Source organism: Rhodopseudomonas palustris, assembly GCF_003591005.1.
GTDB lineage: Bacteria > Pseudomonadota > Alphaproteobacteria > Rhizobiales > Xanthobacteraceae > Rhodopseudomonas > Rhodopseudomonas palustris_K.
Window position 1 is genome coordinate 17,151 of sequence record NZ_QYYD01000012.1, and the last position, 24,536, is coordinate 41,686.

The following is a 24,536-nucleotide window of genomic DNA, read 5'->3' on the forward strand; positions in this document are numbered from 1 at the left end:
ACGCAAGTCGAGCACGAGCCCGCACGGCGGCGGCGAGCCATAGCCTGGGCAAACAACGTCTGCAGATTTCAGGGTTCCATTTTAAGGTTTGATTACCGTGAATCCTAACCCGGCTTCCATCACTAGTGGTTATTCGTCGCAACATGACGATCAGTACGCATACCGGCAATGGGGCCGCTTCCGATCCGTCCGGCTCGGCGGAGCGGGCCGCTATCGGCAACCTTTTGCATCAACGTCCGGTGGCGCTGCTGATGGGATGCGGGGCGCTGCTGATCATCCTGATTGCGGCGGTGACCACCGCCATGGTCGGCGACCTGCGCGGCAAGGCTCTGAAAAACAGTGAACGCGAACTCGCCAATACGGCGATGCTGCTGGCCCACCACTACGACCGGGAATTCGAGAATTTTCTCACTGTCCAGACCGAGGTCGCCGCCAATGCCCGGCAATCGCAGTTCCGCTCACCGGAGGCCTTCAGCGGCCAGATGGCGACGCTGGAAACCCATGAAATGCTGCGGGCCAAGACCCAGCCTGGGCCCGAAATCTCCAAGCTGGCAATCTTCAACCACCGCGGCCAGTTGATCAACAGTTCGGCTCAATGGCCGGTCCCCGACCTGTCGATCGCCGAACGGGAATATTTCCAGGCTCATGCATCGGGCCGAGCGTCGAACGTCACGGTCGAGCTGATTCAGGATGCCCTGGCCGGCGGCTGGGTCATCGTATTGGCGCAGCGTATGACCAGTGCCGACGGTGCCTTTCTGGGCGTTGTCAGCCGGTCGCTGACACCTGCCCACATCGAGCAATTCCTCGCCTCGGTCTCGCTCGGCGGCGACTCCGCCATCTCGATCCATCATCGCAACGGTGTACTGCTGGCGCGCTACCCGCACGCCGACGACCAGATCGGTCAGAATTTTCGCTCCGGATCGCCTCAACGAATCAAGCTGTTTCAGACCAACCTCAACACCCAGGTGAAGAGCCCGATCGACGGCCGCGACCGCCTGATCTCGTCGCACGCGCTACGCGGCCTGCCGATCGTCGTGGTCACCGCCACCACCGTGGACGAGGCGCTCGTCGCCTGGCGCAAGCAGACCCGGCTGCTGATCGTCGCTGCCGCGGTGTCGGCGTCGGTCGTCGCCGTGATCCTGCTACTGATCGTTCGCCAGATCAGCAGGCATCATCATGCCACCCAGGCCAAGCTGGCGGTCGACAAGCAGCGGCTCAACACCGCCATCAACAACATGTCGCAGGGCCTGCTGCTGTTCGACGCGGAGGCGCGGCTGGTCGTCTGCAACCAGCGCTATATCGAGATGTACGGAATGTCGCCGGACATCGTGAAGCCGGGCTGCAGCTTCCGCGACATCGTCGCACATCGCAAGGAAGTCGGCTCGTTCAAAGGCGACGTCGACGAGTATTGCAGCCGGATCATTCAGGCGGTGATCGTGGAGAAGACCGCCGACAAGCACGGCTCGGACGATCGTTCGATCCAGATCTCCAGCGTCCCGGTGCCGGGCGGCGGCTGGGTCTCGACCCACGAAGACATCACCGAGCGGATCCGCGACAGCGAACGAATCGCCTATCTGGCGCATTACGACAGCCTGACCGATCTGCCGAACCGCAGCCTGTTCCGCCAACGGCTGGAGTTGGAGCTGCAACGCTGCCGGCACGGTGGCAGCTTCGCGCTGATTTACATCGATATCGATGAGTTCAAGAGTATCAACGACACGCTCGGCCATCCGATCGGCGACGAACTGCTCAAGCAGGTCGCGGTGCGGCTGCGCGGCTGCGTCGGCCCGGGTGATTTCGTGGCGCGGCTCGGCGGCGACGAATTCGCCATCATCGCCGCCAGCGACGGCGACACTAAGCGCGCGACCTCGCTGGTCGAGCACATCCATCAGGCGATCCGCAGGCCGTATCAGTGCCTCGGCCACCATCTGTCGAGCGATGCCTCGCTCGGCGTGGCGATCGCGCCGCGCGACGGGGCCGACATCGATCAGCTCGTCAAGAATGCCGACCTCGCAATGTACGGCGCCAAGGCCGGCGGCAGGCGGACCTTCCGGTTCTTCGAGCCCGCCATGGACGCCGTCGCCCGCGCCCGGCGCGAGCTCGAATTCGACCTGCGCCACGCTATTGTCGGCGGCGGCTTCGAAATTCACTATCAGCCGCTGGTCGACCTGCGCACCAATACAATCACCGGCTGCGAAGCGCTGCTGCGCTGGCGGCATCCGACGCGCGGCCTGATCTCACCCGCCGAGTTCATTCCGATTGCCGAAGATACCGGTTTGATCAACGAGATCGGCGGCTGGACGCTGGCTGCGGCCTGCGCCGAAGCGGCCCTGTGGGATGACGACATTACGCTCGCGGTGAACATTTCGCCGGTACAATTCCGCCAGCAGACGCTGGCGCTGCTGGTCGCCTCGGTACTGGGATCGACGGGGCTGCCGGCGCGGCGGCTTGAACTCGAAGTCACCGAAGCGGTGCTGATCCACGACGACGACGCAGCGCTGGCGACGCTGAACCAATTGCGGGCGCTCGGCGTGCGAATCTCGCTGGATGATTTCGGCACCGGCTACTCGTCGCTGAGCTATCTGCAGCGCTTCCCGTTCGACAAGATCAAAATCGATCGCGCTTTCATCGACAGCGTTGACGGCACCAACACCTCGACGGCAATCATCGAAGCAATCGTCAATATCGCGGCGTCGCGCGACATGACGACGACCGCCGAAGGCGTGGAAACCGAGAGTCAACGTGATATCCTGCGCGCGCTCGGTTGCACCCAGATGCAGGGATGGCTGTTCAGCCCGGCGGTGCCCGCCCGCAAGTTCCGCTCGCTATTGGACGAGCATCGCGGCACACGAGCAGCCTGACGTCGCGCATCTAATCGCGCCTGCCTGAGCGCACCTACGCAGCACGGGTCTTTATGCCGGCTTTATGCCGGCGCGGTGATTTCCGCATCGCTTCCTTATGGGTGGGGGCCTAGCTGGATCGTTGCCATCATCTGGAGGCTTCGATGCTCGACTTTCTCATGCTCCTGTTTGGATTCAGCCTGTTCGCCGTCACGATCGGCTACGCCTACGCGTGCGAACGGATTTAAGGAGCGCACCCATGACGTTCGACTACGCATTCGCCGCGTCGGTTTGCGCGCTGCTGCTCATCTATCTGGTCTACGCGCTGCTGCGCCCAGAGCGGTTTTAGGAGCGCCGCCATGACCCTGATCGGTTGGACCCAGATCGTGCTGTTCGGCGCGATCATCGTGGCGCTGACGCCGCTGCTCGGCGCCTATCTCACCCGTGTCTTCAACGGCCAGACCACACCGCTGTCGTTCGCACTGCGGCCGGTCGAGGCCGGACTGTATCGGCTCGCCGGCGTCGATCCCGAACGCGAACAGCATTGGCTGACCTACACGGTGGCGATGCTGCTGTTTCACGCCGCCGGCTTCGTGCTGCTGTACGCGCTGCTGCGGCTGCAGAGCGTGCTGCCGCTCAACCCCGCGGACCAGTCTGCGGTGGCGCCGGATCTCACCTTCAACACCGTGGTGTCGTTCCTCACCAACACCAACTGGCAGAACTACGGCGGCGAAAGCACCATGTCGTATCTCAGCCAGATGCTCGGGCTGACGGTGCAGAACTTCCTGTCGGCAGCGACCGGCATCGTGTTGGCGGTGGCGCTGATCCGCGGCTTCGCCCGCGCCTCCGCCAACACCGTCGGAAACTTCTGGGTCGACGTCACCCGCTGCACCCTCTACGTGCTGCTGCCGCTCAGCGTAGTCTTCACGCTGTTCCTAGTCTGGCAGGGCATGCCGCAGACGCTCGGTGCCTATGTCGACGCCACGACGCTCGAAGGCGGCAAGCAGACGCTGGCGCTCGGCCCGGTGGCCTCGCAGGTCGCCATTAAGATGCTCGGCACCAACGGCGGCGGCTTTTTCAACGCCAACGCCGCGCATCCGTTCGAGAACCCGACGGCGCTGTCGAACTTCGTGCAGATGCTGTCGATCTTCGCGCTCGGCGCGGCGCTCACCAACGTGTTCGGCCGCATGGTCGGCGACCAGCGCCAGGGCTGGGCCATCCTCGCCGCGATGGGCGTGCTGTTCATCGCCGGTGTCGCCGTCTGTTATTGGGCCGAAGCCAACGGCACACAGATCCTGCAGTCGCTCGGGCTCACCGGCGGCAACATGGAAGGCAAAGAGGTCCGCTTCGGCATTGTCGCCTCGGCGTTGTTCGCGGTGATCACCACCGCGGCGTCCTGCGGCGCCGTCAACGCCATGCACGACAGCTTCACGGCGCTTGGCGGCATGATCCCGCTGATCAACATGGAGCTCGGCGAGATCGTGATCGGCGGCGTCGGCGCCGGGCTCTACGGCATGCTGCTGTTCGTCATCATCACCATCTTCCTGGCCGGCTTGATGGTCGGCCGCACGCCCGAATATGTCGGCAAGAAAATCGAGGCCCGCGAGGTCAAGATGGCGATGCTGGCGATCCTGGTGCTGCCGCTGTTCATGCTCGGCTTCACGGCGATCGCCGTGGTGTACCCACCGGCGGTGGCGTCGATGGCCAATTCCGGCCCGCACGGCTTCTCGGAAGTGCTGTACGCCTTCACGTCGCAAGCCGCCAATAACGGCTCGGCGTTCGGCGGCCTCACCGGCAATACGCCGTTCTACAACCTTGCCGGCGCGGCGACGATGTTCTTCGGCCGGTTCTGGATGATCGTGCCGGCGATGGCGATCGCCGGCTCGCTCGCCGGCAAGAAGAAGGTCGCCGCCACCAGCGGCACCTTCCCGACGGGCGGTCCGCTGTTCGTCGGCCTCTTGGTCGGCGTCATCCTGATCGTCGGCGGCCTCACCTTCTTCCCCGCACTCGCTGTCGGTCCGATCGTCGAGCATCTGGCGATGCTCCACGGCGCCGCTTACTGATCCGGAGTCCCATCCATGCAAGCCACCAAAACTAGCAAGCGGAGCAAGGCGGCGACCATGCTCGATCCGGCAATTCTGCTGCCGGCGGTCGGTCAGGCCTTCGTCAAGCTCGACCCGCGCACGCTGATCAAGAACCCGGTGATGTTCGTGCTCGAGATCGTCACCGCGCTCACCACCGTGCTGCTGATCCGCGACGTGATCACCGGCCAGGGCGACATCGGCTTCGAATTGCAGATCACCATCTGGCTGTGGTTCACGGTGCTGTTCGCCAACTTCGCCGAAGCCGTGGCGGAAGGCCGCGGCAAGGCGCAGGCCGACACGCTGCGCGCCACCCGCGCCTCCACGGTTGCCAAGCGGCTGCTGATGCCTGGCAACAACGAACTGTACGAAGGCGTCGCCGCCGAGCATCTTCAGGTCGGCGACGTTGTGCTGTGCGAAGCCGGCGACATCATCCCGGGCGATGGCGACATCATCGAGGGTATCGCCTCGGTCAATGAAGCGGCGGTGACCGGCGAGTCGGCCCCCGTCATCCGCGAATCCGGCGGCGACCGCTCGGCGGTGACTGGCGGCACCACCGTGATCTCGGACCGCATCATCGTGAAGATCACCGCGGCGGTCGGCTCGTCGTTTCTCGACCGCATGATCAAGCTGGTCGAAGGCGCCGAGCGGCAGAAGACCCCGAACGAAATCGCGCTGAACATCCTCTTGGTCGGGCTCACCATCATCTTCGTGTTTGCCACGGTGACGATCCCGAGTTTCGCCAGCTATGCCGGCGGCTCGATCTCGGTGATCGTGCTGGTGGCGCTGTTCGTGACGCTGATCCCGACCACGATCGGCGCGCTGCTGTCGGCGATCGGCATCGCCGGCATGGACCGGCTGGTACGCTTCAACGTGCTGGCGATGTCCGGCCGCGCGGTCGAAGCCGCCGGCGACATTGACACGCTGCTGCTCGACAAGACCGGCACCATCACGTTCGGCAACCGCCTCGCCTCCGAGATCATCGCGGTGCCCGGCGTCAGCGACGCCGAGGCCGCGCAGGCTGCGCTGCTGGCCAGCGAGGCGGACGAGACGGCGGAGGGCCGTTCGATCGTGGCGCTGGCGCAGGAGAAGTACGCGGTCTCCAGCGCGGCGGCGCCGGTCGGCGCGCAGTTCATCGCCTTCTCGGCCATGACGCGGCTGTCGGGCATCGATCTTCCGGGCCGCAAGCTGCGCAAGGGAGCGGTGGATTCGATCCTGAAGTTCGTGCGCGATGAATCCGGCGCCGATATCGCCGAACCGCCCGCGTTCCGCGCCGCGGTCGATCGCATCGCCCGCGCCGGCGGCACGCCACTCGGCCTCGCCGAAGGCGGCCGGCTGCTCGGCGTCATCCATCTCAAGGACGTGGTGAAGCCGGACGTCAAGGAGCGCTTCGCGGCGCTGCGGCGGATGGGCATCAAGACCGTGATGATCACCGGCGACAACCCGGTCACAGCGGCCTCGATCGCTTCGGAAGCCGGCGTTGACGATTTCATCGCCCAGGCTACCCCCGAGGACAAGCTGCGCTACATCCGCACCGAGCAGGCCAACGGCCGGCTGATCGCGATGTGCGGCGACGGCACCAACGACGCCCCGGCGCTCGCCCAGGCCGATGTCGGCGTCGCGATGCAGAGCGGCACCCAGGCGGCCCGCGAGGCCGGCAACATGGTCGATCTCGACTCGGATCCGACCAAGCTCATCGAGGTTGTCGGCATCGGCAAGCAACTGCTGATGACGCGCGGCGCGCTGACCACGTTCTCGATCGCCAACGACGTCGCCAAGTACTTCGCCATCATCCCGGCGATGTTCGTGGCGTTCTATCCGCAGCTCGGCGCGCTCAACGTGATGGGCCTGTCGACGCCGCAAAGCGCGATCCTGTCGGCGATCATCTTCAACGCGCTAATCATCATCGCGCTGATTCCCTTAGCGCTGAAGGGCGTGACCTATCGCCCGGTCGGCGCCGCCGCGCTGCTGCGCCGCAATCTCCTGATCTACGGCCTCGGCGGCCTGGTGCTGCCGTTCGTCGGCATCAAGGTCATCGATCTCGCGGTGACCGCTTTGCATCTCGCCTGAAAGGTGACGTCCATGTTGAAAGAAATCCGCCCGGCCCTGGTATCCTTCGCCGCCCTCGCCTGCCTCACCGGCCTGATCTATCCGTTGGCGATGACCGGCCTTGCTCAGGTGCTGTTGCCGGGCCAGGCCAATGGCAGCCTGATCGAGAAGGACGGTCAGGTGATCGGCTCCGCCTTGATCGGCCAGTCGTTCACCACGCCGACCTATTTCCATGGCCGCCCCTCGGCCACCACCGCGCCCGACCCGCAGGACGCCAGCAAGACCGTGCCGGCGCCATACAATGCAGCCAATTCGATGGGCTCCAATCTCGGTCCGACCAGCAAGACGCTGGCGGACCGGCTGAAGGACGACGTCGCGGCGCTACAGCAGGAAAACCCGACGCAGCCGGTGCCGGTCGATCTGGTCACCACCTCCGGCAGCGGCCTCGACCCGGACATCTCGCCGGAGGCGGCGCTATTCCAGGTCCCGCGAGTCGCCAGGACCCGCAATTTGCCGGAGGCCGCGCTGCGTGCTTTGGTGGAGCAGCAGACGAGTGGCCGCGACCTCGGCGTGCTCGGCGAACCGCGCGTCAACGTGCTGAAATTAAACCTGGCGCTGGATAGACTGCAGGCTCCGAAGCAACCGGCCTCCTGATGTCGACCTCCGCTACCACCGCTCGCGCATCGCCCGACGCCCTGCTGGCGCTCGCCAGCAAAGAGGGGCGCGGGCGGCTCAAGGTGTTCGTCGGCGCCGCCCCCGGCGTCGGCAAGACCTACGCGATGCTCGCCGCCGCGCGCAGCGAGCAGAGCGGCGGCCGCGACGTGGTGGCGGGACTGATCGAAACCCACGGCCGGCTCGAGACCGAGCAATTGCTGCAGGGCCTCGAGCAGCTGCCGCGCCGCCCGATCGTGTATCGCAACCGGGTGATCGGCGAATTCGACCTCGACGGCGCGCTGGCGCGGCGGCCCGGTCTGCTGCTGGTCGACGAATACGCCCACACCAACGTGCCCGGCAGCCGGCATCCGAAACGCTGGCAGGACATCGACGAACTGCTCGCCGCCGGCATCGATGTCTGGACCACGCTGAACATCCAGCACCTCGAAAGCCTGAACGACGTCGTGCTGAAGATCAGCAAGGTGCGGGTGCGCGAGACCGTGCCCGACACCGCGTTCGACCGCGCCGACGAGATCGTGCTGGTCGACCTGCCGCCCGACGAACTGCTGAAGCGGCTGGCTCAGGGCAAGGTCTATGTCCAGGACACCGCGGCGCGCGCGGTCGAGAGCTTCTTCAAGCCGCAGAACCTGACCGCACTGCGCGAACTCGCGCTGCGCCGCGCCGCCGAGCGGGTCGACGCCGCGTTGGTCGAGCGGATGCAGGCGCAGGCGATCGAAGGCCCGTGGGCGGCCGGCGAACGCATCCTCGCCTGCGTCGGACCGGACGCCGGTTCGCCCGGCGTGGTGCGCAACGCCAAGCGGCTCGCCGATCTAATGGATGCGCCGTGGATCGCCGTCACGGTCGAGCGCCCCGGCGTCAATCTGCCCACCGCCGCACGCCAGCAGATCGACGCCGCCCTGAAGCTGGCCGAAAGCCTCGGCGCCGAGATCCATACGCTGACCGGCGCCGACCTGCCGGACGAACTGCTGCGCTTCGCCCGGTTCGAAAACGTCACCCAGATCGTGATCGGCCGTCCCGGCAGTGCGTGGCGGCGGCTGCTGTCGCGCTCGTTGCCGCTGCAATTGCTGCAGCGCTCGACCGACATCGCCATCCACCTCGTGCCGACCCAGAGCGACGCTGCCGAGCGCCCGTCGCGCTCGCTGGCGGCACGGTTCGACGCTTCAACGCCGGCGCATTTCCTGTACGCGGCGGTTGCGGTGACCGGGGCAACTCTGGTCGGTAAGGCGATCGGGCAGATGATCCCCACCGCCAATCTGTCGGTGGTGTTCCTGATGGCGGTGCTGTTCAGCGCCGTCAAGTCGGGGGTGTGGCCGGCAATCTTCGCTTCGGTGCTGTCGTTCTTCGCCTACAATTTCTTCTTCATCGCCCCGCTCTACACCTTCACTATCGCCGAGCCGTACGAGCTGCTGGCGCTGCTGGTGTACCTGGTGGTCGCGTTCGTCGCCGCAACGCTCGCCGGGCGACTGCGCGAGCAGGCCCGGATTTCCGCCGGCCGCGTGCGGGCGATGCGGCGGCTGTACGAGTTCACACGGCGGCTGTCGGGGCTGGCGACCAGCGATCAGATCGCCGAAGGCGCCGCGAGCGAGATCCACGCCAGCCTCGGACGGCCAGTGATGGTGCTGCTGCCTCGCGGCGACGATCTGGTGCTCGCCGCGGCCTGGCCGCCGGAGGATACGCTCGACGAAGCCGCGATGACGGCGGCGCGCTGGGCCCTCACCCACAATGAGCCGGCCGGCTTCGAGACCGGCACCCTGCCGATCGTGCCGTGGCGCTTCGTACCGGCCCGCACCAGCTCCACCACCTACGGCGTGATCGGGGTGATGCAGCAGAAGGATAGCGCGGCGCTCGATGCTGAAGCGCAGGCACTGCTCGACACCCTGACCGAGCAGACCGCCGCGGCGCTGGAGCGCGCCGCGCTGACCCGCGACATGGTGAGCGCCCGCACCGCGACCGAAACCGAGCGCGTCCGCAATACGTTGCTGGCCTCGATCTCTCACGATTTCCGCACGCCGCTGTCCTCGATCCTCGGCTCGGCAACGAGTCTGTCGACCTATGGCGACAAGCTCGGCGAAGCCGCGACCCGCGACCTGCTCGCCAACATCCGCGAGGAGGCCGAAGGCCTCGACGAGATGGTGCGCAATCTGTTGTCGATCACCCGGATCGAATCCGGCGCGCTCGAACTGCGGCGCGACTGGGTCGATCTGCGCGAGATCGCCGCGCGGGTGATCGAGGCCGCACGCCGCCGCGGCGCGACGCAGCGGCTCGAGCTGGCCTGGCCGGCGGACATTCCGCTGGTGCAGGCCGACGCCGCGCTGGTCGAGCAGGCGCTCGGCAACATCGTCGCCAACGCGGTGACGTACACGCCGCCCACGGCGCACATCGTCGTCGATGCCGCGGCCGACGAGGCTGCGGTGCATCTGCGCGTCACCGACAACGGCCCGGGCATTGCGGCGGCCGACCTGCCGCATATCTTCGATCGCTTCGTGCGCGGCGCGCGCGACGCCGCGCCAACATCCGACCGCGGCCAGGGCGTCGGGCTCGGGCTCGCCATCACCAAGGGAATCATGGAAGCGCATGGCGGCACGGTGTCGGCCAGCCTGGTCGCCGACGGGCGCGGCACGCGCTTCGTGCTGAGTTTCATGCGCGACCCAACCCAGGAGACGCCGCAATCATGAGCATGAATTCGCGCGTGCTGGTGGTCGACGACGAACCGGCGATCCTGCGCTTTCTGAAGCCGGCGCTGGAAGCCAACAGCTATGACGTCGCGCACGCCGCGACCGTCGCCGAGGCGATCAAGCGAATCGCCGCCGATGCCCCGGACATCGTGCTGCTCGACCTCGGCCTCGCCGACGGCGACGGCAAGGACGTGATCCGACAGGTCCGCGCCTGGTCGGATCTGCCGATCCTGGTGCTGTCGGCGCGTGAACGCGAGGCTGAGAAGATCGAGTCGCTGGATCTCGGCGCCGACGACTACGTCAACAAGCCGTTCAACACCGGCGAGCTGATGGCCCGAATGCGCGCCGCGTTGCGCCATCGCATGCAGCGCAAATCCGAGCCGGCGACGTTGTCGGTCGGCGGCATCGAGATCGACGTGCTGCGCCACCGCGTCACCCGCGACGGCACCGATATCAAGCTGACGCCGAAAGAATTCGAACTGCTCGCCTTCCTGGTGCGTCACGCCGGCCGCGTCGTCACCCACCGCCAGATTCTCGCTGCGGTGTGGGGGCCCGCGCACACCTCCGACACGCAATATCTGCGCGTCTATATCGGCCAGCTGCGGCAGAAGATCGAAGCGCGCGCCGACGATCCGCAGATCATTTCGACCGAGCCCGGCATCGGCTATCGCATCGGCGAAGCCGGCTGACGCGGCGCGCAACGCCGCATGCGGTGCGCGAGGATTGTCGCGCCGTGATCGCATGTGGTTTGATGCCTCGCGCCGCGCGTTCGCGCGGTGTTTTTCCACGCAGCGAAAGCACAGCCCGATCATGGTCGATCAGTTCAGCAATCTGCAGCAGATCCGCAAACCCGCGGTCGCCTCCAAGGGCGGCATCGTTGCGGCGCAATCGCGCCGCGCAGCGGAAGTGGGCGCACAGGTGCTGGCCGCGGGCGGCGACTGCATCGACGCGGTGATTGCCACCACATTTGCGCTGGGCGTGCTGGAGCCATGGATGAGCGGGCTCGGCGGCGGCGGCGCGATGGTGCTGTACCGCGCGGCCGAGAACACATACCAAGTCATCGATTACGGCATGCGCGCACCCGGCAGCCTGCGCACGAGCGACTATCCGCTGACCGGCGCCGGCGCGGCGTCCGATCTGTTTCCATGGCCGCGCGTCAAAGACGATCGGAACCTGCACGGGCCGGGCTCGGTCGCGGTGCCCGGCGTCGTCGCCGGCATGGAGGAAGCGCATCGCCGCTACGCGCGGATGCCGTGGCAGGAACTGGTGTCTCCGAGCGTCGCGCTGGCCGGCGAAGGGCTCGCGGTCGATTGGTGGACGACGCTGATGATCGGCAGCGCCGCGGCGGATCTGCGCCGCTACGAAGCCAGCGCCGCATCGTATCTGATCGACGGGCTGCCGCCGCAATCGCCATGGGGCATCCGGGCGGAGACCCGGCTGCCGCAGACACGGCTGCGGGCGACGATGGCACAACTCGCCGCGCAAGGCCCGCGCGACTTCTACGCAGGCGATCTGGCCCGCAGCATCGCGGCCGATATCAGCGCCGCCGGCGGCTCGCTGACGGTCGAGGATCTGGCGTCGTTCCGCGCGCATCTGCGCGAGCCGCTCGCGATTCCGTATCGCGGCGGCACCGTCTATGCGACGCCCGAACTCACCGCCGGGCCGACGCTCGCGCATACGCTCCGCGTGCTGGCGCAACAGCTGCAGGCGCAGGGCGGCGAGCCGGACCTTGAGGCCTACGCGGCCTATGCGCGCGCGCTGCAATCCGCCTATGCGGAGCGGCTCGCCGACATGGGCGACGCCGACGGCCGCCGTGCGCTCGGCGCCGAACATCTGGCGCCCGCCTGCACGACGCACTTCTCCGTGGTGGATCGTGACGGCAACATGGCGGCGGTGACACAGACGCTGCTGTCGACGTTCGGCTCGAAATTCGAAACTCCGCGCAGCGGCATCATGTTGAACAACGGCATCATGTGGTTCGATCCCGAGCCCGGCCGCCCCAACTCACTGGCACCCGGCAAGCGCTGCCTCACCAACTACACGCCGGTGCTGGCGCAGGCCGCCGACGGCCGCCGCCTGGCGCTGGGTGCCTCGGGCGGTCGCCGCATTCTGCCGGCGGTGGCGCAGATCCTATCGTTCGTGATGGACTACGGCATGGATCTCGAGGCTGCTTTGCATCAGCCACGGATCGACGCCAGCGAAGGCGCGATCGTGATCGGCGACGTTCGGCTGCCGTATGCAACGCGGACCGCGCTGGCGCGGCGCTTCAGTTATGAGGAAGCGCGGGTGCAGACATTCCCGATGAAATTCGCCTGCCCAAGCGTCGTGCTGCGCGAGCGCGACACCAACTCCGGCGCAACCGAGATCGCACAGCCATGGGGCGACGCCGTCGCCGAAAGCTGACTGAGCTCCAAGGACTCTCAGCTCGCGCGATCCACCAGGTATGACTACGCGGAAACTTGCGCGGAACTGCCAGGAGAGGGCGGTCACATCTGAAGATCGGCGTGACCGCGCAAGAATTGAGGAGGATCGCGTCGCGGACGCTTTACATCCCGCTGCTACACATGCGCCGACCGGCCGCGACGCGGCCTCTGCTGCGAGCGGCCGTGATGTTCGATGCCAGTCCTGAAAGCAATCTGACGTGCCCGAACTGCGCACACGACATGCTGCTGATCGGCCGGCTGCCGATCGTACAGCTGAGGCGGCTCGTGCTGGTGTATCGTTGCGAACGCTGCAACAGAGTAGTGGCTCAGGAAGACGCCAGCGCCAGCTTCTTCCCGGCCTCGGCGCCGCGTGATTCCACCCGCCATGGCCCGTAGGAAATCCATGGCCCCTGCAGATCGCCGAGCTGCATCTTCGCTTCAGGTTCGAGCAGATCAGCGCCGAGCAAGGCCAGCGCCTGCGCGTCGCTCCATGCGTCCTGCGCCGGCAGCGTAGCGGCGAACGACTTCCACTTCTCCGGCTTGAACGCCGTGATGGCCTCGAGCTGCGCGACCGCATACTCGCTGCCATCGGGCCCCTCGATCAGAACGCGCCAACCTTCGCTTTCCCACACCCGTGCTTTGGCGAGCGCGATCAGTGCGCTGTTGCGCACGCTCTGCATCTTCTCATCGTCGCGGGTCGCCGTCACGGTGTAGGGCAAGCGGGATGTCTCCGGTGAAGCTGCGGTCGAATCTGGCCAAGCGCTTTGGCGGCAATTCGCCGCCGCGATGGCGATTTTGAGATTGCGGAGACCGCACGCGATCCGCGATTACGTCACCCCGGTCGGGCCATCCAGCAGATGCCGCACGCGCCGGATCAGATCCGTGCGGCGATACGGCTTGTTGATGATGTCGAACTCTTCGGACGCGGCGTCCTGTTGTGCGACCACGGCTTCGGAATAGCCGGTGGTGAGCAGCACCTTGAGCTTGGGTTGCCGCTTCAACGCTTCGCGCGCCAGCACGGCGCCGTTCATGCTGCCGGGCATCACCAGATCGGTGAACAACAGATCGAACCGCGTCTCGGCATCGAGCAGCTCGAGCGCTTCGCGGGCGTTGCTGGCCATCTCGGTCTGGTAGCCGAAATCCTCCAGGATCGACCGCGCCAGTTCGGCGACCTCGGGACGATCCTCGACCACCAGAATGCGCTCGCTGCCGGCGCGATCCATCGCCATCGGCGCGCGGATCGACGGCTTGGGCAGATCCTGCGTGGTGGCGGGGAACAGCAGCTGGACGGTCGTGCCGTGGCCGATTTCGCTGTAGATATGCGTGCTTCCGCCGGACTGCCGGGTGAAGCCATACACCATGGCGAGCCCAAGCCCGGTACCCTTGCCTTCTTCCTTGGTGGTGAAGAACGGCTCGGTGACGCGCTTGAGGATGTCGGGCCCGATGCCGTTGCCGGTGTCGGTCACCTTGAGCACGACGTATCGCCCGCCGCGCGGCACGCCGAACTGCAGCGTGTCCTCCTCGGCGATCTCCTTGTTCTCGGTGCGGATCGTCAGCGTGCCGCCGTTCGGCATCGCGTCGCGGGCGTTGACGAACAGATTGAGCAGCGCGACTTCAGCCTGGGTCTGGTCGATGCGGCTGTTCCACAGATCGCTCTGCGTCTTGACCTGCACGTCGACGTTTTCGCCCAGCGTGCGGCGCGCCAGCCGCACCAGCGTCTCGATCATGTTGTTGAGATTGATCGGCCGGCTGTCGAGCCGCTGCTTGCGGGCGAACGACAGCAATTGCTGCGTCAGCGTCGCGGCGCGCGCCGCGGCCGTCCGGATGTTGTCGACCGCGCGCTGATGCCGCGGCGCCAGGCTGTCGGTGGCGGACTGCAGGGTGTCCGCATAGCCGATGATCACCTGCAGCAGATTGTTGAAGTCGTGGGCGATGCCGCCGGTGAGCTGGCCGATCGCCTCCATCTTCTGCGCCTGCACCAGCGAGGTCTCGGCGTCGCGCCGGCGCGACACGTCGAGCTGCGAGGCAAAGAAGTACACCAGCTCGCCGTCGCGATTATAAACCGGGCTGATGAACAGCGCGTTCCAGAACGCCGCGCCGTTCTTGCGATAGTTAAGGATCTCGACCGCGACGTCGCGCCGGTGGGCGATCGCCTCGCGAACGATCGCCACGGTGTCGCGATCGGTGTCCGGCCCCTGCAGGAAGCGGCAATTGTTGCCGACGATCTCGCCGAGCGCGTAGCCGGTCATCTCCAGAAAAGCCCGGTTGGCGAAGATGATCGGGTTGTCCGGCTGGCGCGGGTCGGTCACGATCATCGGCATCCGCGTCGTTTCGACCGCAGCAAAGAAGATGTCGTGATTCGGATTTGTGAGATCGATCGCATCGCCGCGGTCGACAACCGCGCGCTCACGGGGATGCTGATCGTCCGACATTTTGACAAGGGCTCCAGGGTGGCAACGGGAACTGTAATGCGGCCAGGAGGGTTCCGTTCCGGCGAAGCGACTTGCTGCAGAGCAGCATCGCGCCAGCCAAGGTGCCATATGACCTTAAATTGAACGCTGCCCGGCCCACGGATGGCTTTTGCCCAGCTTTCCATCAGGGACCGTGGACGGTTCCACCCCGACTCAGCAACACTGCCCTAGCCCTCTCGGAGTTCGATCCATGTCGCCTGTCTCGCTGCTTCTGAACATCCTCTGGATCGCGCTCGGCGGCATCTGGATGGCCGCTGGCTGGGCGCTGGCCGCGGTGATCATGGCGATCACCATCATCGGCCTGCCCTGGGCCCGCGCCGCCTTCAGCATCGCCGCCTACACGCTCTTCCCGTTCGGCTATATGGCGGTACCGCGCGACATGGTCACCGGCCGCGACGACATCGGCACCGGCCCGCTCGGCGTCATCGGCAACATCATCTGGTTCGTATTCGCCGGCTGGTGGCTGGCGCTCGGCCACGTCGTCACCGCCGTCCTTCTCGCCGTCACCATCATCGGCATCCCATTCGCCTGGGCCCACCTCAAACTCGCCGGCATCGCGCTGTGGCCGATCGGAAAGATGATCGTGCCGGCGGAGTGAAGGAGACGGGGAGCGAGGGTCTTGGCGGGACGAGGCTTGCGGCAAAGCTGTTTTCTACAGAGCCAATCGCCCCGCTCTGCCCCGTTGCCGACCCGCCGCCAATCGGCTACAGGAACGGGGCACGCACCCGTAGCTCAGCTGGATAGAGCGTTGCCCTCCGAAGGCAAAGGTCACACGTTCGAATCGTGTCGGGTGCGCCAGCAATTTGAAATGGATATGGTAATCGGCGGAATCTTGCTTTCTCCGTCAGGAAGCACATAGAAGCAGTTGGGCTTGGCCTGTGTGAAAAGCGCGGGCGCGACCCGGCATGACATACGCGACAGTAGCCCTCTAAGATTTTTGCAGTATACATTCACGTTATTGGATTAGCATCTACGTGCACTCGCCATCGGGGCGCCCTTTCGGAGTGGCCCCGCGCGCAGATTACGTTACGGTGCCTTGCTTCCAGCATTCAGTGAAGTGAATTTCATGGCCACTCTTCCAGCCGCAACGGCAGCAACGACGATTGCGCTTCCAAACCCGACCGCCCTTACCGGGCAGATGCTAAACGACCTCACCCGGGCGCTCGGCGTTTCGCGGACGGTCCTTCCGAGCGATCAACAGATCGCCCATGCCTGGTCCAACCTACCGCGACTCCTCGAAAAGATTCCCGCGCAGCATCGGAATGAAACAGTCGTCCGCATGTGCGTGGCTGTTTCAGCAGGCTTATTCGACAGCGCTATTAACTACGCATGGAACGCTGCAGTAGTCGAGTTGCGCGAAAAAGTACGTAGATTTGGCTTAACAGTTGTCCATCACGTAACTGCCAAAACGTTTGACGAAGCCACTCTAGTTGACCTGAAGGATGCGGACCTTTTATCGTTATGCCTCAAACTAAATCTAGTTTCAGAGGACGGTTACTTTTTCCTAGACCAGTGCCGTGACACCCGAAATAACTTTTCGGCCGCTCATCCATCGATGGGCAGCCTCGATGAAGACGAATTTCTAGTCTTCCTGAGCCGCTGTTCGCGCCACGCGCTATCGATGGAGGATAACCCACGTGGTGTGGACATACATGCGTTCGTCGCCGCCATCAAAGCTTCTCGGTTTGCGCCGGAGCAACTTCACACGTGGGTTCAACGCCTCGAGCAAACGTTCGAAGCTCAAAGAGACGCACTTTTCGGCACGCTCCATGGCATTTATTGCGACCCCTCGTCCGGCGAAGAGGCTCGCGTTAATGCTTTAGACGTTTGTGGCCCGTTCAGGGAAACGCTTTCACCTCACTCCAAATCGGAACTTGTAGATCGACATCAGGGCTATCGAGCAAGCGGAGACGACGTAAAGAGTAAGGCGTCATCCCAGTTTTTTGAGAAGCTGGGACTACTCTCGCTGCTCGGCGAGAGTGAGATCCACCTTGTGATAACGACGGCGAGCGGAAACCTGCTATCGGTCCACAATGCAATGAACAATTTCTACAACGAGCCGCCATTTGCTCAGCGGCTCGAATATCTCGCGTCGCAAAATCGGGTACCCGCGACTGCGCAACAAGTATTCGTTGAATCGGTGATCACCTGTGCGATAGGAAACCCATATGGGGTGTCTCATGCGGCCATGCCTAGCTATGAAAAGATGGTCAAGTCGTTTTCACCTAACGAAGTCGCGATCATGCTCAACTTGACTGACAGCCCGACAGTCGCCGGCAAAAATATCCAGACGTATGGACGTTGCCGGAAGATGTTTGCGTACTTAGTGACGCTAATAGCCGCCACCAGCGTCCCTACCAATTGGAAGGCGCGATATGATTGGTGGCTTACCCAGCCGAAAAACTAGTCAAGCATCACTTGAAATCGCATAATGCAAAGTCGGACCTTTTTGAGATTATCGAACGCTAGAAGGCCCGTTTTGCAGAGGCTAATGACCTTTCTGAACGGTCGCTGCGCCACGAATCGGCGATGGCGACCGCAGTGGGGCGAGACCCATTTAGGATGTGGAACATCTTGACAAATATAGACTTTTGAATCCGTGACCCGCGAATCGGCGCGTGCTACAATGAATTGATATAGCACCACCGAGAAGTTCAAGATGACTGCCCAGACCCAGGCAACCGCAGACATTCATGACGTCGTCGACTACATCGTTGTAAAGATGGAGGACGCTGGCGAACGCCTAAATGTGCTCAAGCTACATAAGCTACTTTACTACGTGCAGGCGTGGAATTTAGCGTTCGGGAAAGGGCGCTTCTTCAACAATGAGTTTCAAGCCTGGGTTCATGGGCCAGTGTGCCGTATCATTTATGACAGATTCAAAGACACGAAATCCATGTACTCACCAGTTCGCCGACGCGACATGCGTGAGAACTTTGACGTTGATGCGCTCCCTAACCCTGTAAAGCGTCACATCGACAACATTCTTGAAGCCTACGCCGAATACACTGACGACCAGCTCGAAGAAATGACACACCAAGAGCGTCCATGGATCGAAACTCGTGAGGGTTATCATCCAAACGAGCGTTGCGAAAAAGCGATATCTGACAAGACGATGCAGGAATACTACTCCGCCAGGCTGCAGCGCAATACAGCAAGTTGAGGCCTAGTATATCTTGAAGCCCGTAGTCGGTAATGTTCCTGCCGCATCGCAAGCGGTCAAGCTCGGCGCAATCCCGCAGGTGCGCCAGTGGAATTTTTCATTCCGATATCTGAAGCAGATCGACCTTTTCGGCACCGGCGACAAAGATGGCGCATGGTTTGTTTCAGTGCTTGAGAAGATTTCCGATCTCAGTGCCAAGCAAGTTTCCGAAGTGCTCAGCACACCTGCTGAAAAGCTGCGTTGGCGGTTGCATGAAATTGACTGGAGCCACCGCAGCATTCCAATCAGGCGAAGCGACCTTAATTGGATAGACAAAAAGTACTTAGACAACGATGACGAATATCCGTTCTGGCAATTTTCAGTATCGAAGGCTTTAGGTCGAATCGTCGGATTCTGGGACGAGCGCGGCATCTTCAACATCGTTCTGCTAGACCCATCACACAATATCCAGCCCTCCGCGTACTCGGACTACAAAACGCGAGAAGCTCCGATAGGGAAAGGTGAATTCGAAATCGCAATCACGGAAATCGAAGCCAGGATTGGGGCGTGCGGGCAAGATTGTCGATGCCGTGGACTTTACGACCAAATACAATCGAGCCTCACCCATCGATTGCAATTCTCAACGATGCTGGTTGCTATGCCAGACGCGCTTTTCGTTCGAGTGTCAGGCGTCATACAGGAGGGGCTTGCGGACTGCGTGAGTGACCTTCTCGAGATTGCAATCGACGAGTTGGACAAACTGCTCCTGAAAGATGAAGCTACCAAGGCCGCTACGGACTCATATAGTTAGAGATTTTCTAACGTATCTTGTCTGCGGCTGCGACGAAGACAGCGTCAAGCTGATGAGGTATTTTTGGGATTTGCTGCATTCGAGAATGCCGGCCACTAACCGTAGGAATGCCGGAAGGTGTGCGCTGTCAGGTCGTTTCTCGCCGGGGCGACATCCGGTCAACACCAGCAACCATATGCCCTTGGGCCTGGCAGGGCGCTGGCATTACCTGACCGTAGCGCCTCGCCTAACGCTTTATCCGTCAACAATCAGTCGGCGCTCGCGTGACCGATCGGCCTACCCCATGGCGCGCCGGCTTGAAGGGAATTGCCCCTCCCTAACTGCGAAGCTCAGAATTCCGCCTGGCGGGGCCAGCCGTGCTGCGCGGCCATGCTAGCGCCGCCCTTCACGCCGTCTTGCCGCCTTTTTCGGCCCCAGATCTGAAGCCCGCGGACGTGCTGCATCTGATGTGTAACCAGCCCGCCCGCCCCTACGCCGCCCGGCTCTCCGCCTCGTCCCCGATCACATGCACGCAATTCCGCCCGGCCGCCTTCGCCTGATACAGCGCGGCGTCGGCTTCGGCGAACAGCTCGACGATGCGGCGGCGGTGGGGGCGGCCGATCAGGGCGGCGCCGATCGAGGCGCTGATGGCGATGCGGTGGCCGTTCCAGAACAGCGGGCGGCCTAGCATCGCGGTGGTGTGGCGCAGCACGTCGGCGATCCTTGCCGGCGTGCTCGGCGCCTGCAGGATGATGGCGAATTCGTCGCCGCCGAGCCGGCCGACCAGCCCGGCGCCACGGAAGGCGCGGCGCAGCCGCTGCGCGACTTCGCACAGGCAGGCGTCACCGGCGAGATGACCGAGCGTGTCGTTCAGCACCTTGAAGCCGTCAAGGTCGATCAGCACCAGCGCCGAGGCGTCGCCGTGATGCAGGCTGTCGTTGACGACCTCGAGATAGCGCGCCTGGAAGATCGCGCGGTTGGCAAGGCCGGTGAGCGGGTCGGTTTCGGCCTGCCGCCGCAGGCTGTGAATCGCCTGGCGATCGGCGGTGATGTCCTGCTTGGCGCCGAAGATCCGCAGTGGTCCGACGCCGTCCCGCTGCGCATGGATCGACAGCCGCATCCAGCGCGTCTCGCCTCGCCAGGTCCGGATCTCGGTATCGAGCGTGACCGGGCGGCCGCTGCGGATCACCTCGGCGCGGGCGAGCTCCATGTTGCGGCGCGACTCGTCGACATAGAGATCGACAATTGCGGCGCGGCGCAGCGGATTGCCGGGCGGATAGCCGAAGATCGCGTAGACACCGGGGGTCCAGTTCAGCCGCTCGGTGGCAAGCTCGCATTCCCAGGCGCCGATGCGCGCGGCTGGGAGAGCCTGGTCATACAGCCGAAGCCGAACCTCGTCCGACAAACCCGAAGCAGCGGGGTCTTCCCTCATCGGTGATCCGGCAGTCGTCCACGACGTTATCTGATTACCATAACCCTAAACCGACCCCGTTAATGTTCCCTATATGGGGAGTGCGACCGATGAGCCGCGTCCGCGCGCTCAACACACCGGCTGCACCGCGCAGAAGGCGCGGTTGAAGTGGACCAGCGGCTCGCCGTCCGGCTGCAGCCGCGAGCTTTTCACTTCGCAGAAGAACACCGAGTGCTGGCCGACTTCGGTTTCCTGAATGATCTCGCAGTCGAGCACCGCGAGCGCGTCGGCGAGCGCCGGTACGCCGCTGGCCATCGCGGTCCATTGCGCGCGGTCGAATCGCGCCGCGCCGCGCACCTGCGGCGAGGCGAACAGTTCGGCGAGGCCGGCGTGGTCGCGCGACAGGATGTTGATGCTGACCCGCTTGGTGACGCTGATGACGCCGCGCGTGCCGGCGCCGCGGTTGACGCAGACGATCAGCGACGGCGGCTCCATCGTCAGCGAGCACACCGCCGTCATGGTCAGGCCGTGCCACTCGCCATTGTGGCTGCTCGCCACGATGCAGACGCCGCCGGCGAGGAGGCGCATGCTCTGCTTGAACAGCTCCGATGAAATCGGCGTCTCGGAGATCATGTCACATCCTCGCGGAAGGTCGGGAGCCGTCGCGGCGTCGCCGGCTCAGGCGAACGGCGCGGCGCGCGGGTTTTCGCCGAGATCGCCGGTGAGCTTGAACTGGCCCATCATCCCCGACACCGTGTCGAAATCGATCACCGCGTGGTGACAGGCGGTGCTGATGTCGCGGAAGGCGCGATACACCGGACTGCCTTCGTAGATGCCGGCGGCGCCCGACGCGGCATACAGCCGGTCGATCGCGCGGCGGCACAGCTCGACCACATAGGCCGCATCCCAGCGCATCTGAATGCGGTCCTCGGTCGACATCGGCGCCTGGTCGACCGCCATCAGCACGTCGAAGCGCTCGCACATGTCGGTCAAGAGCCGCCGCGCCGCGGCGATCTCGGCGCTGGATTCGGCGACGCGCTTCTGCATCGAGGCATTGACGGCCTTGACCACGCCGGCCGGCGTCACGCGCTTGGCGGTGGCGTCGATGAAGGCCTTGAGGCCGCCCTCGGCCATGCCGAGCACCGAGCCCGACAGCATCGCCGGCAGGCCGGAATATACCGACAGCCGATAGGTCGGCGCCTTGGCGTGCGGGCTGAGGCCGAGGAAGGTCGGCTGCGTCGGCACCGCGCGATGCGCCGGAATGAACTTGTCGGTGACGACGAGGTCCTTCGAGCCGGTGCCGCGCATGCCGAGCGTGTGCCAGGTATCGACGATCTCGACGTCGGCAAGCGGCACCATGACGTGATGGATCAAATAATCGTCCGGGCCGGGATTGGCGCGGCGCGAGCCGAGGATGAACCACGGCGAATGATCGCTGCCGCTGCCGAACTGCCAGCGGCCGGTGAGCCGCCAGCCACCCTCGACCGGAGTCAGCACGCCCGCCGGCGCCAGCGAGCCGGCGACCAGATTGTCGGCGTCGCCCTCATAGACCTCGCGCTGACATTCCTCGGGAAACCGGCCGATGATGTAGTCGTGCGCCACGCACACCATCAACACCCAACTGGCCGCCGAACACACCTTGCCGATTTCGGCGCAGGCCCAGATATGCGCGCTCGGCGACATTTCGTAGCCGCCGAACTGGCGCGGCGTGATCATGCGGGAAAGGCCGGATTCGCGCAGCGCGTTGGCGGCGTCATCCGCCAGCCGGCGCTGCTTGTCGCTCTCATGCGTGGTCGCGGCGATGCGCGGCAGGATGGAACGCACCGCGGCCTTGTAATCGAACTCGGAACCGACCGCGTCGGCGTGAGACTTCTCCAGGGCGGCAGCGCTGTTCATTCCAGATCTCCTGAGCGGGTGATGGGTCTCGCGCCGCAGCGCGACGCAACTTTCGTCACTGTTAGTCTGCGCGTAGCAGCACGATGTCGGCCGCCTTGATGTAAGTCAAATTCATAGTCATAATCTTCTGCATGAGCCGAATTCATGACCACCTCGACCTCAACCTGCTACGCGTGTTCCTGGCGATCTGGGACCTGCGTAGTCTCACCGCGGCCGGCGATCGCCTCGGTCTGACGCAGCCGGCGATCAGTCACGCGCTGCGGCGATTGCGCGAGCGCTTCGGCGATCCGCTGTTCGTGCGGGTCGCAAACCGCATGCTGCCGACCGATGCCGCGGTGCGCCTGCACGAGCCGCTGGATCAGGCGTTCGAACTGCTCAATCGCACGCTGCAGAGCGGCGTGGTGTTCGACCCGCGCAGCACCGAGCGCACCTTCCGGGTGGCGATGTCGGACATCGCGGAGGTCTACATCCTGCCGCGGCTGATGAGCGAATTGTCGCGGATCTCGCCGTTCATTCGGGTTCACGTCGTGCCGTTGCTGCCGGACAGCGTGGTGAGTTCGATGCGGTCGGGCGAGATCGACCTGGCGATCGGAGCCATCAGCGCGCCCGACAAGGACCTGATCAGCATCGACACCTTCAACGATCGTTACATCTGCCTGGTGCGCGCCAACCATCCGGTCGCCAAATCGCGGCTGACGCGGTCCAATTTTTCGCGGATGCGGTTCTTCTTCGCGCGCACGACGTCGTCGGTGTATCAGCTCGCCGAGCAATGGCTCGCCGACGAGGACGCGCGGCCGCGCATCGCGGTGCGCGGCCACTTCACCACCGCGCCGGAGATCGTCCGGCATTCGGACCTCGCGGCGATCTTTCCGCGGCTGCTGGCGCTGGATCTGCATCGCGCGCGCGATTTCCGGTTGCTGGAGCTGCCGTTCGAGCTGCCGCCGATCGAGGTCCGGGTGCACAGTCATTCGCGGTTCGCGAACGACACCGGCATCAAGTGGCTGTGCCAGACCGCCGCCGCTTTGCTCAGTCAGGAAAGCGACGACGTGCGACGGCCTAAAGAGCGGCGTTGAGCAGCGCCGCGCTTTGCGCTGTTACTTGCGCGGATCGAATTTGGTCGAGAACGCCTCGGCCGGCACGGTGTCCAGATAGCCGCCGCCCATCACCTCGTTCGCCATGCTGGCAAAGCGCCGCAGCGTGGCGATCGTCGCGTCGTCCCACTTGGTGGTGTAGTCCGCCAGCACGCGCTCGCGCAGCAGCTTCACGGCGGCCTCGTCGAGCCCGTATTTCTTGCCGTAGGCCTCGAACACCTCGGGGTGCGTCTTGACGTAGTCGAGCGCTTCCAGCCACGCCTTGGTGAAGTTGGTCAGCGCTTCCGGATTCGACTTGATGAAATCGTCGTTGGTCGAGTAGCCGATCCACAGGAAGTCGTCTCCGGTGCCGGCCTTGTAGGCGTCGGCCAGATTGCCGATCGACCGATATTTGCCGGAGGCTTCGAGCTTGGCAGCGAGCGGATCGAACATCACGGCGGCGTCGATCTCGCCCTTGTCGAGCAGCGCCGGCAACAGGCCGGGACCGGCGAACTGCAGATCGCCGGTCTTGCCCGGATCGAAATTGTGGAACTTGGAGGCGATCACCCGGAACAGCACGGTGGCGGTGCCGGCCGCGCCGGCGAACGAGCCGACCTTCTTGCCCTTGAGGTCGGCGATGCTCTTGATCGGCGACGCCGTCGGCACGATGACGTCGACGGTGACGCCGCGGCCGACCGGGAAGATCATGGTGACCGGCATGCCCTTGCCGCGGAATTGCGCGATCGCGGTCCAGCCGCCGAAACCGACGTCGACATCCTTACCGCGGATCGCGGTGAACAGCCCGTCCAGCGTCGGATAGGCGCGATATTCGGCGGCGAGCCCGTATTTCTTGTCGATTCCCTGATCGATCATCGCGCGCGAGCCGATCTCGTTGAGCGATTGCGCAAGATCGCCGATCCGCACCTTGACCTGCGCGGTGGCGGCACTGGCCGTCGCCAGCATGACGGCGGCGATAACACCAAGTCGGACTAGCATACGGGCTCCATGGGTCG

The 24,536-nt window shown here is 64.4% G+C and carries 19 protein-coding genes and 1 tRNA gene; 14 read left to right on the forward strand and 6 right to left on the reverse strand.

All coding sequences use genetic code 11. The annotated features are described in order from the left end of the window. Window positions 1-143 precede the first annotated feature (143 nt). The 8 genes from D4Q52_RS12985 (at window position 144) to D4Q52_RS13020 (ending at window position 12,723) form a co-directional block, all read left to right on the forward strand. Window positions 144-2,861, forward strand: coding sequence for a bifunctional diguanylate cyclase/phosphodiesterase (locus tag D4Q52_RS12985; RefSeq protein ID WP_119856993.1), 2,718 nt, complete (start codon window positions 144-146; stop codon window positions 2,859-2,861). Between the two features lie 238 nt (window positions 2,862-3,099). Next, entirely contained in the window at window positions 3,100-3,189 is a 90-nt protein-coding gene (gene kdpF / locus D4Q52_RS12990; protein ID WP_119856994.1) for a K(+)-transporting ATPase subunit F, read from the forward strand. Between the two features lie 10 nt (window positions 3,190-3,199). After that, complete coding sequence (gene kdpA, locus D4Q52_RS12995) at window positions 3,200-4,903, forward strand: potassium-transporting ATPase subunit KdpA (protein WP_119856995.1); 1,704 nt, start codon at window positions 3,200-3,202, stop codon at window positions 4,901-4,903. A 15-nt stretch (window positions 4,904-4,918) separates the two neighbouring features. Next, the gene (gene kdpB / locus D4Q52_RS13000; protein ID WP_119856996.1) at window positions 4,919-6,991 is read left to right on the forward strand and encodes a potassium-transporting ATPase subunit KdpB; all 2,073 of its coding nucleotides are present in this window, start codon (window positions 4,919-4,921) and stop codon (window positions 6,989-6,991) included. Between the two features lie 12 nt (window positions 6,992-7,003). After that, a complete protein-coding gene (locus D4Q52_RS13005; protein WP_119856997.1) occupies window positions 7,004-7,624 on the forward strand; it encodes a K(+)-transporting ATPase subunit C in 621 nt (206 codons plus the stop codon). Continuing rightward, window positions 7,624-10,320: a sensor histidine kinase gene (locus tag D4Q52_RS13010; protein WP_119856998.1), complete on the forward strand. Its 2,697-nt coding sequence runs from the start codon at window positions 7,624-7,626 to the stop codon at window positions 10,318-10,320. The genes D4Q52_RS13005 and D4Q52_RS13010 overlap by 1 nt, the downstream gene beginning before the upstream one ends. After that, complete coding sequence (locus D4Q52_RS13015; RefSeq protein WP_119856999.1) at window positions 10,317-11,009, forward strand: response regulator; 693 nt, start codon at window positions 10,317-10,319, stop codon at window positions 11,007-11,009. The genes D4Q52_RS13010 and D4Q52_RS13015 overlap by 4 nt, the downstream gene beginning before the upstream one ends. A 121-nt stretch (window positions 11,010-11,130) precedes the next feature. After that, on the forward strand, window positions 11,131-12,723 hold the full coding sequence (locus D4Q52_RS13020; RefSeq protein ID WP_119857116.1) for a gamma-glutamyltransferase family protein: 1,593 nt from the start codon (window positions 11,131-11,133) through the stop codon (window positions 12,721-12,723). Between the two features lie 346 nt (window positions 12,724-13,069). Here the strand turns inward: D4Q52_RS13020 and D4Q52_RS13025 are convergent, their stop codons facing one another. Together D4Q52_RS13025 and D4Q52_RS13030 are read right to left on the reverse strand one after the other, a co-directional pair. After that, window positions 13,070-13,462, reverse strand: coding sequence for a hypothetical protein (locus D4Q52_RS13025; RefSeq protein WP_119857000.1), 393 nt, complete (start codon window positions 13,460-13,462; stop codon window positions 13,070-13,072). A gap of 108 nt (window positions 13,463-13,570) precedes the next feature. Further along, the gene (locus D4Q52_RS13030; protein ID WP_119857001.1) at window positions 13,571-15,175 is read right to left on the reverse strand and encodes a histidine kinase famiy protein; all 1,605 of its coding nucleotides are present in this window, start codon (window positions 15,173-15,175) and stop codon (window positions 13,571-13,573) included. 229 nt (window positions 15,176-15,404) lie between these two features. On the opposite strand from D4Q52_RS13030, the gene D4Q52_RS13035 reads away from it, so the two are divergent. From D4Q52_RS13035 to D4Q52_RS13055, 5 genes are all read left to right on the forward strand, one after another. Then, a complete protein-coding gene (locus D4Q52_RS13035) occupies window positions 15,405-15,812 on the forward strand; it encodes a YccF domain-containing protein (RefSeq protein WP_119857002.1) in 408 nt (135 codons plus the stop codon). A gap of 123 nt (window positions 15,813-15,935) precedes the next feature. Beyond that, window positions 15,936-16,012, forward strand: a tRNA-Arg gene (locus D4Q52_RS13040). A 268-nt stretch (window positions 16,013-16,280) separates the two neighbouring features. Then, window positions 16,281-17,621, forward strand: a complete 1,341-nt coding sequence (locus D4Q52_RS13045) for a hypothetical protein (RefSeq protein ID WP_210210138.1) — start codon at window positions 16,281-16,283, stop codon at window positions 17,619-17,621. Window positions 17,622-17,873: 252 nt separating this feature from the next. Continuing rightward, a complete protein-coding gene (locus D4Q52_RS13050; RefSeq protein ID WP_119857003.1) occupies window positions 17,874-18,377 on the forward strand; it encodes a Panacea domain-containing protein in 504 nt (167 codons plus the stop codon). Window positions 18,378-18,390: 13 nt separating this feature from the next. Further along, window positions 18,391-19,167: a hypothetical protein gene (locus D4Q52_RS13055; RefSeq protein WP_147407791.1), complete on the forward strand. Its 777-nt coding sequence runs from the start codon at window positions 18,391-18,393 to the stop codon at window positions 19,165-19,167. A 469-nt stretch (window positions 19,168-19,636) separates the two neighbouring features. Here the strand turns inward: D4Q52_RS13055 and D4Q52_RS13060 are convergent, their stop codons facing one another. From D4Q52_RS13060 to D4Q52_RS13070, 3 genes are all read right to left on the reverse strand, one after another. After that, complete coding sequence (locus D4Q52_RS13060) at window positions 19,637-20,578, reverse strand: sensor domain-containing diguanylate cyclase (RefSeq protein WP_119857005.1); 942 nt, start codon at window positions 20,576-20,578, stop codon at window positions 19,637-19,639. A gap of 108 nt (window positions 20,579-20,686) precedes the next feature. Further along, on the reverse strand, window positions 20,687-21,190 hold the full coding sequence (locus D4Q52_RS13065) for a flavin reductase family protein (protein WP_119857006.1): 504 nt from the start codon (window positions 21,188-21,190) through the stop codon (window positions 20,687-20,689). Window positions 21,191-21,235: 45 nt separating this feature from the next. After that, complete coding sequence (locus tag D4Q52_RS13070) at window positions 21,236-22,453, reverse strand: acyl-CoA dehydrogenase family protein (protein ID WP_119857007.1); 1,218 nt, start codon at window positions 22,451-22,453, stop codon at window positions 21,236-21,238. A 131-nt stretch (window positions 22,454-22,584) separates the two neighbouring features. On the opposite strand from D4Q52_RS13070, the gene D4Q52_RS13075 reads away from it, so the two are divergent. Then, window positions 22,585-23,526 (forward strand): LysR family transcriptional regulator, encoded by a 942-nt coding sequence (locus D4Q52_RS13075; protein WP_119857008.1) that lies wholly within the window; start codon window positions 22,585-22,587, stop codon window positions 23,524-23,526. A gap of 21 nt (window positions 23,527-23,547) precedes the next feature. Here D4Q52_RS13075 and D4Q52_RS13080 read toward each other — a convergent pair whose 3' ends face one another. Continuing rightward, window positions 23,548-24,519 carry an ABC transporter substrate-binding protein gene (locus tag D4Q52_RS13080; RefSeq protein WP_119857009.1) on the reverse strand — a complete coding sequence of 324 codons (972 nt, stop codon included), beginning with the start codon at window positions 24,517-24,519 and terminating at the stop codon, window positions 23,548-23,550. Window positions 24,520-24,536: the final 17 nt, after the last annotated feature.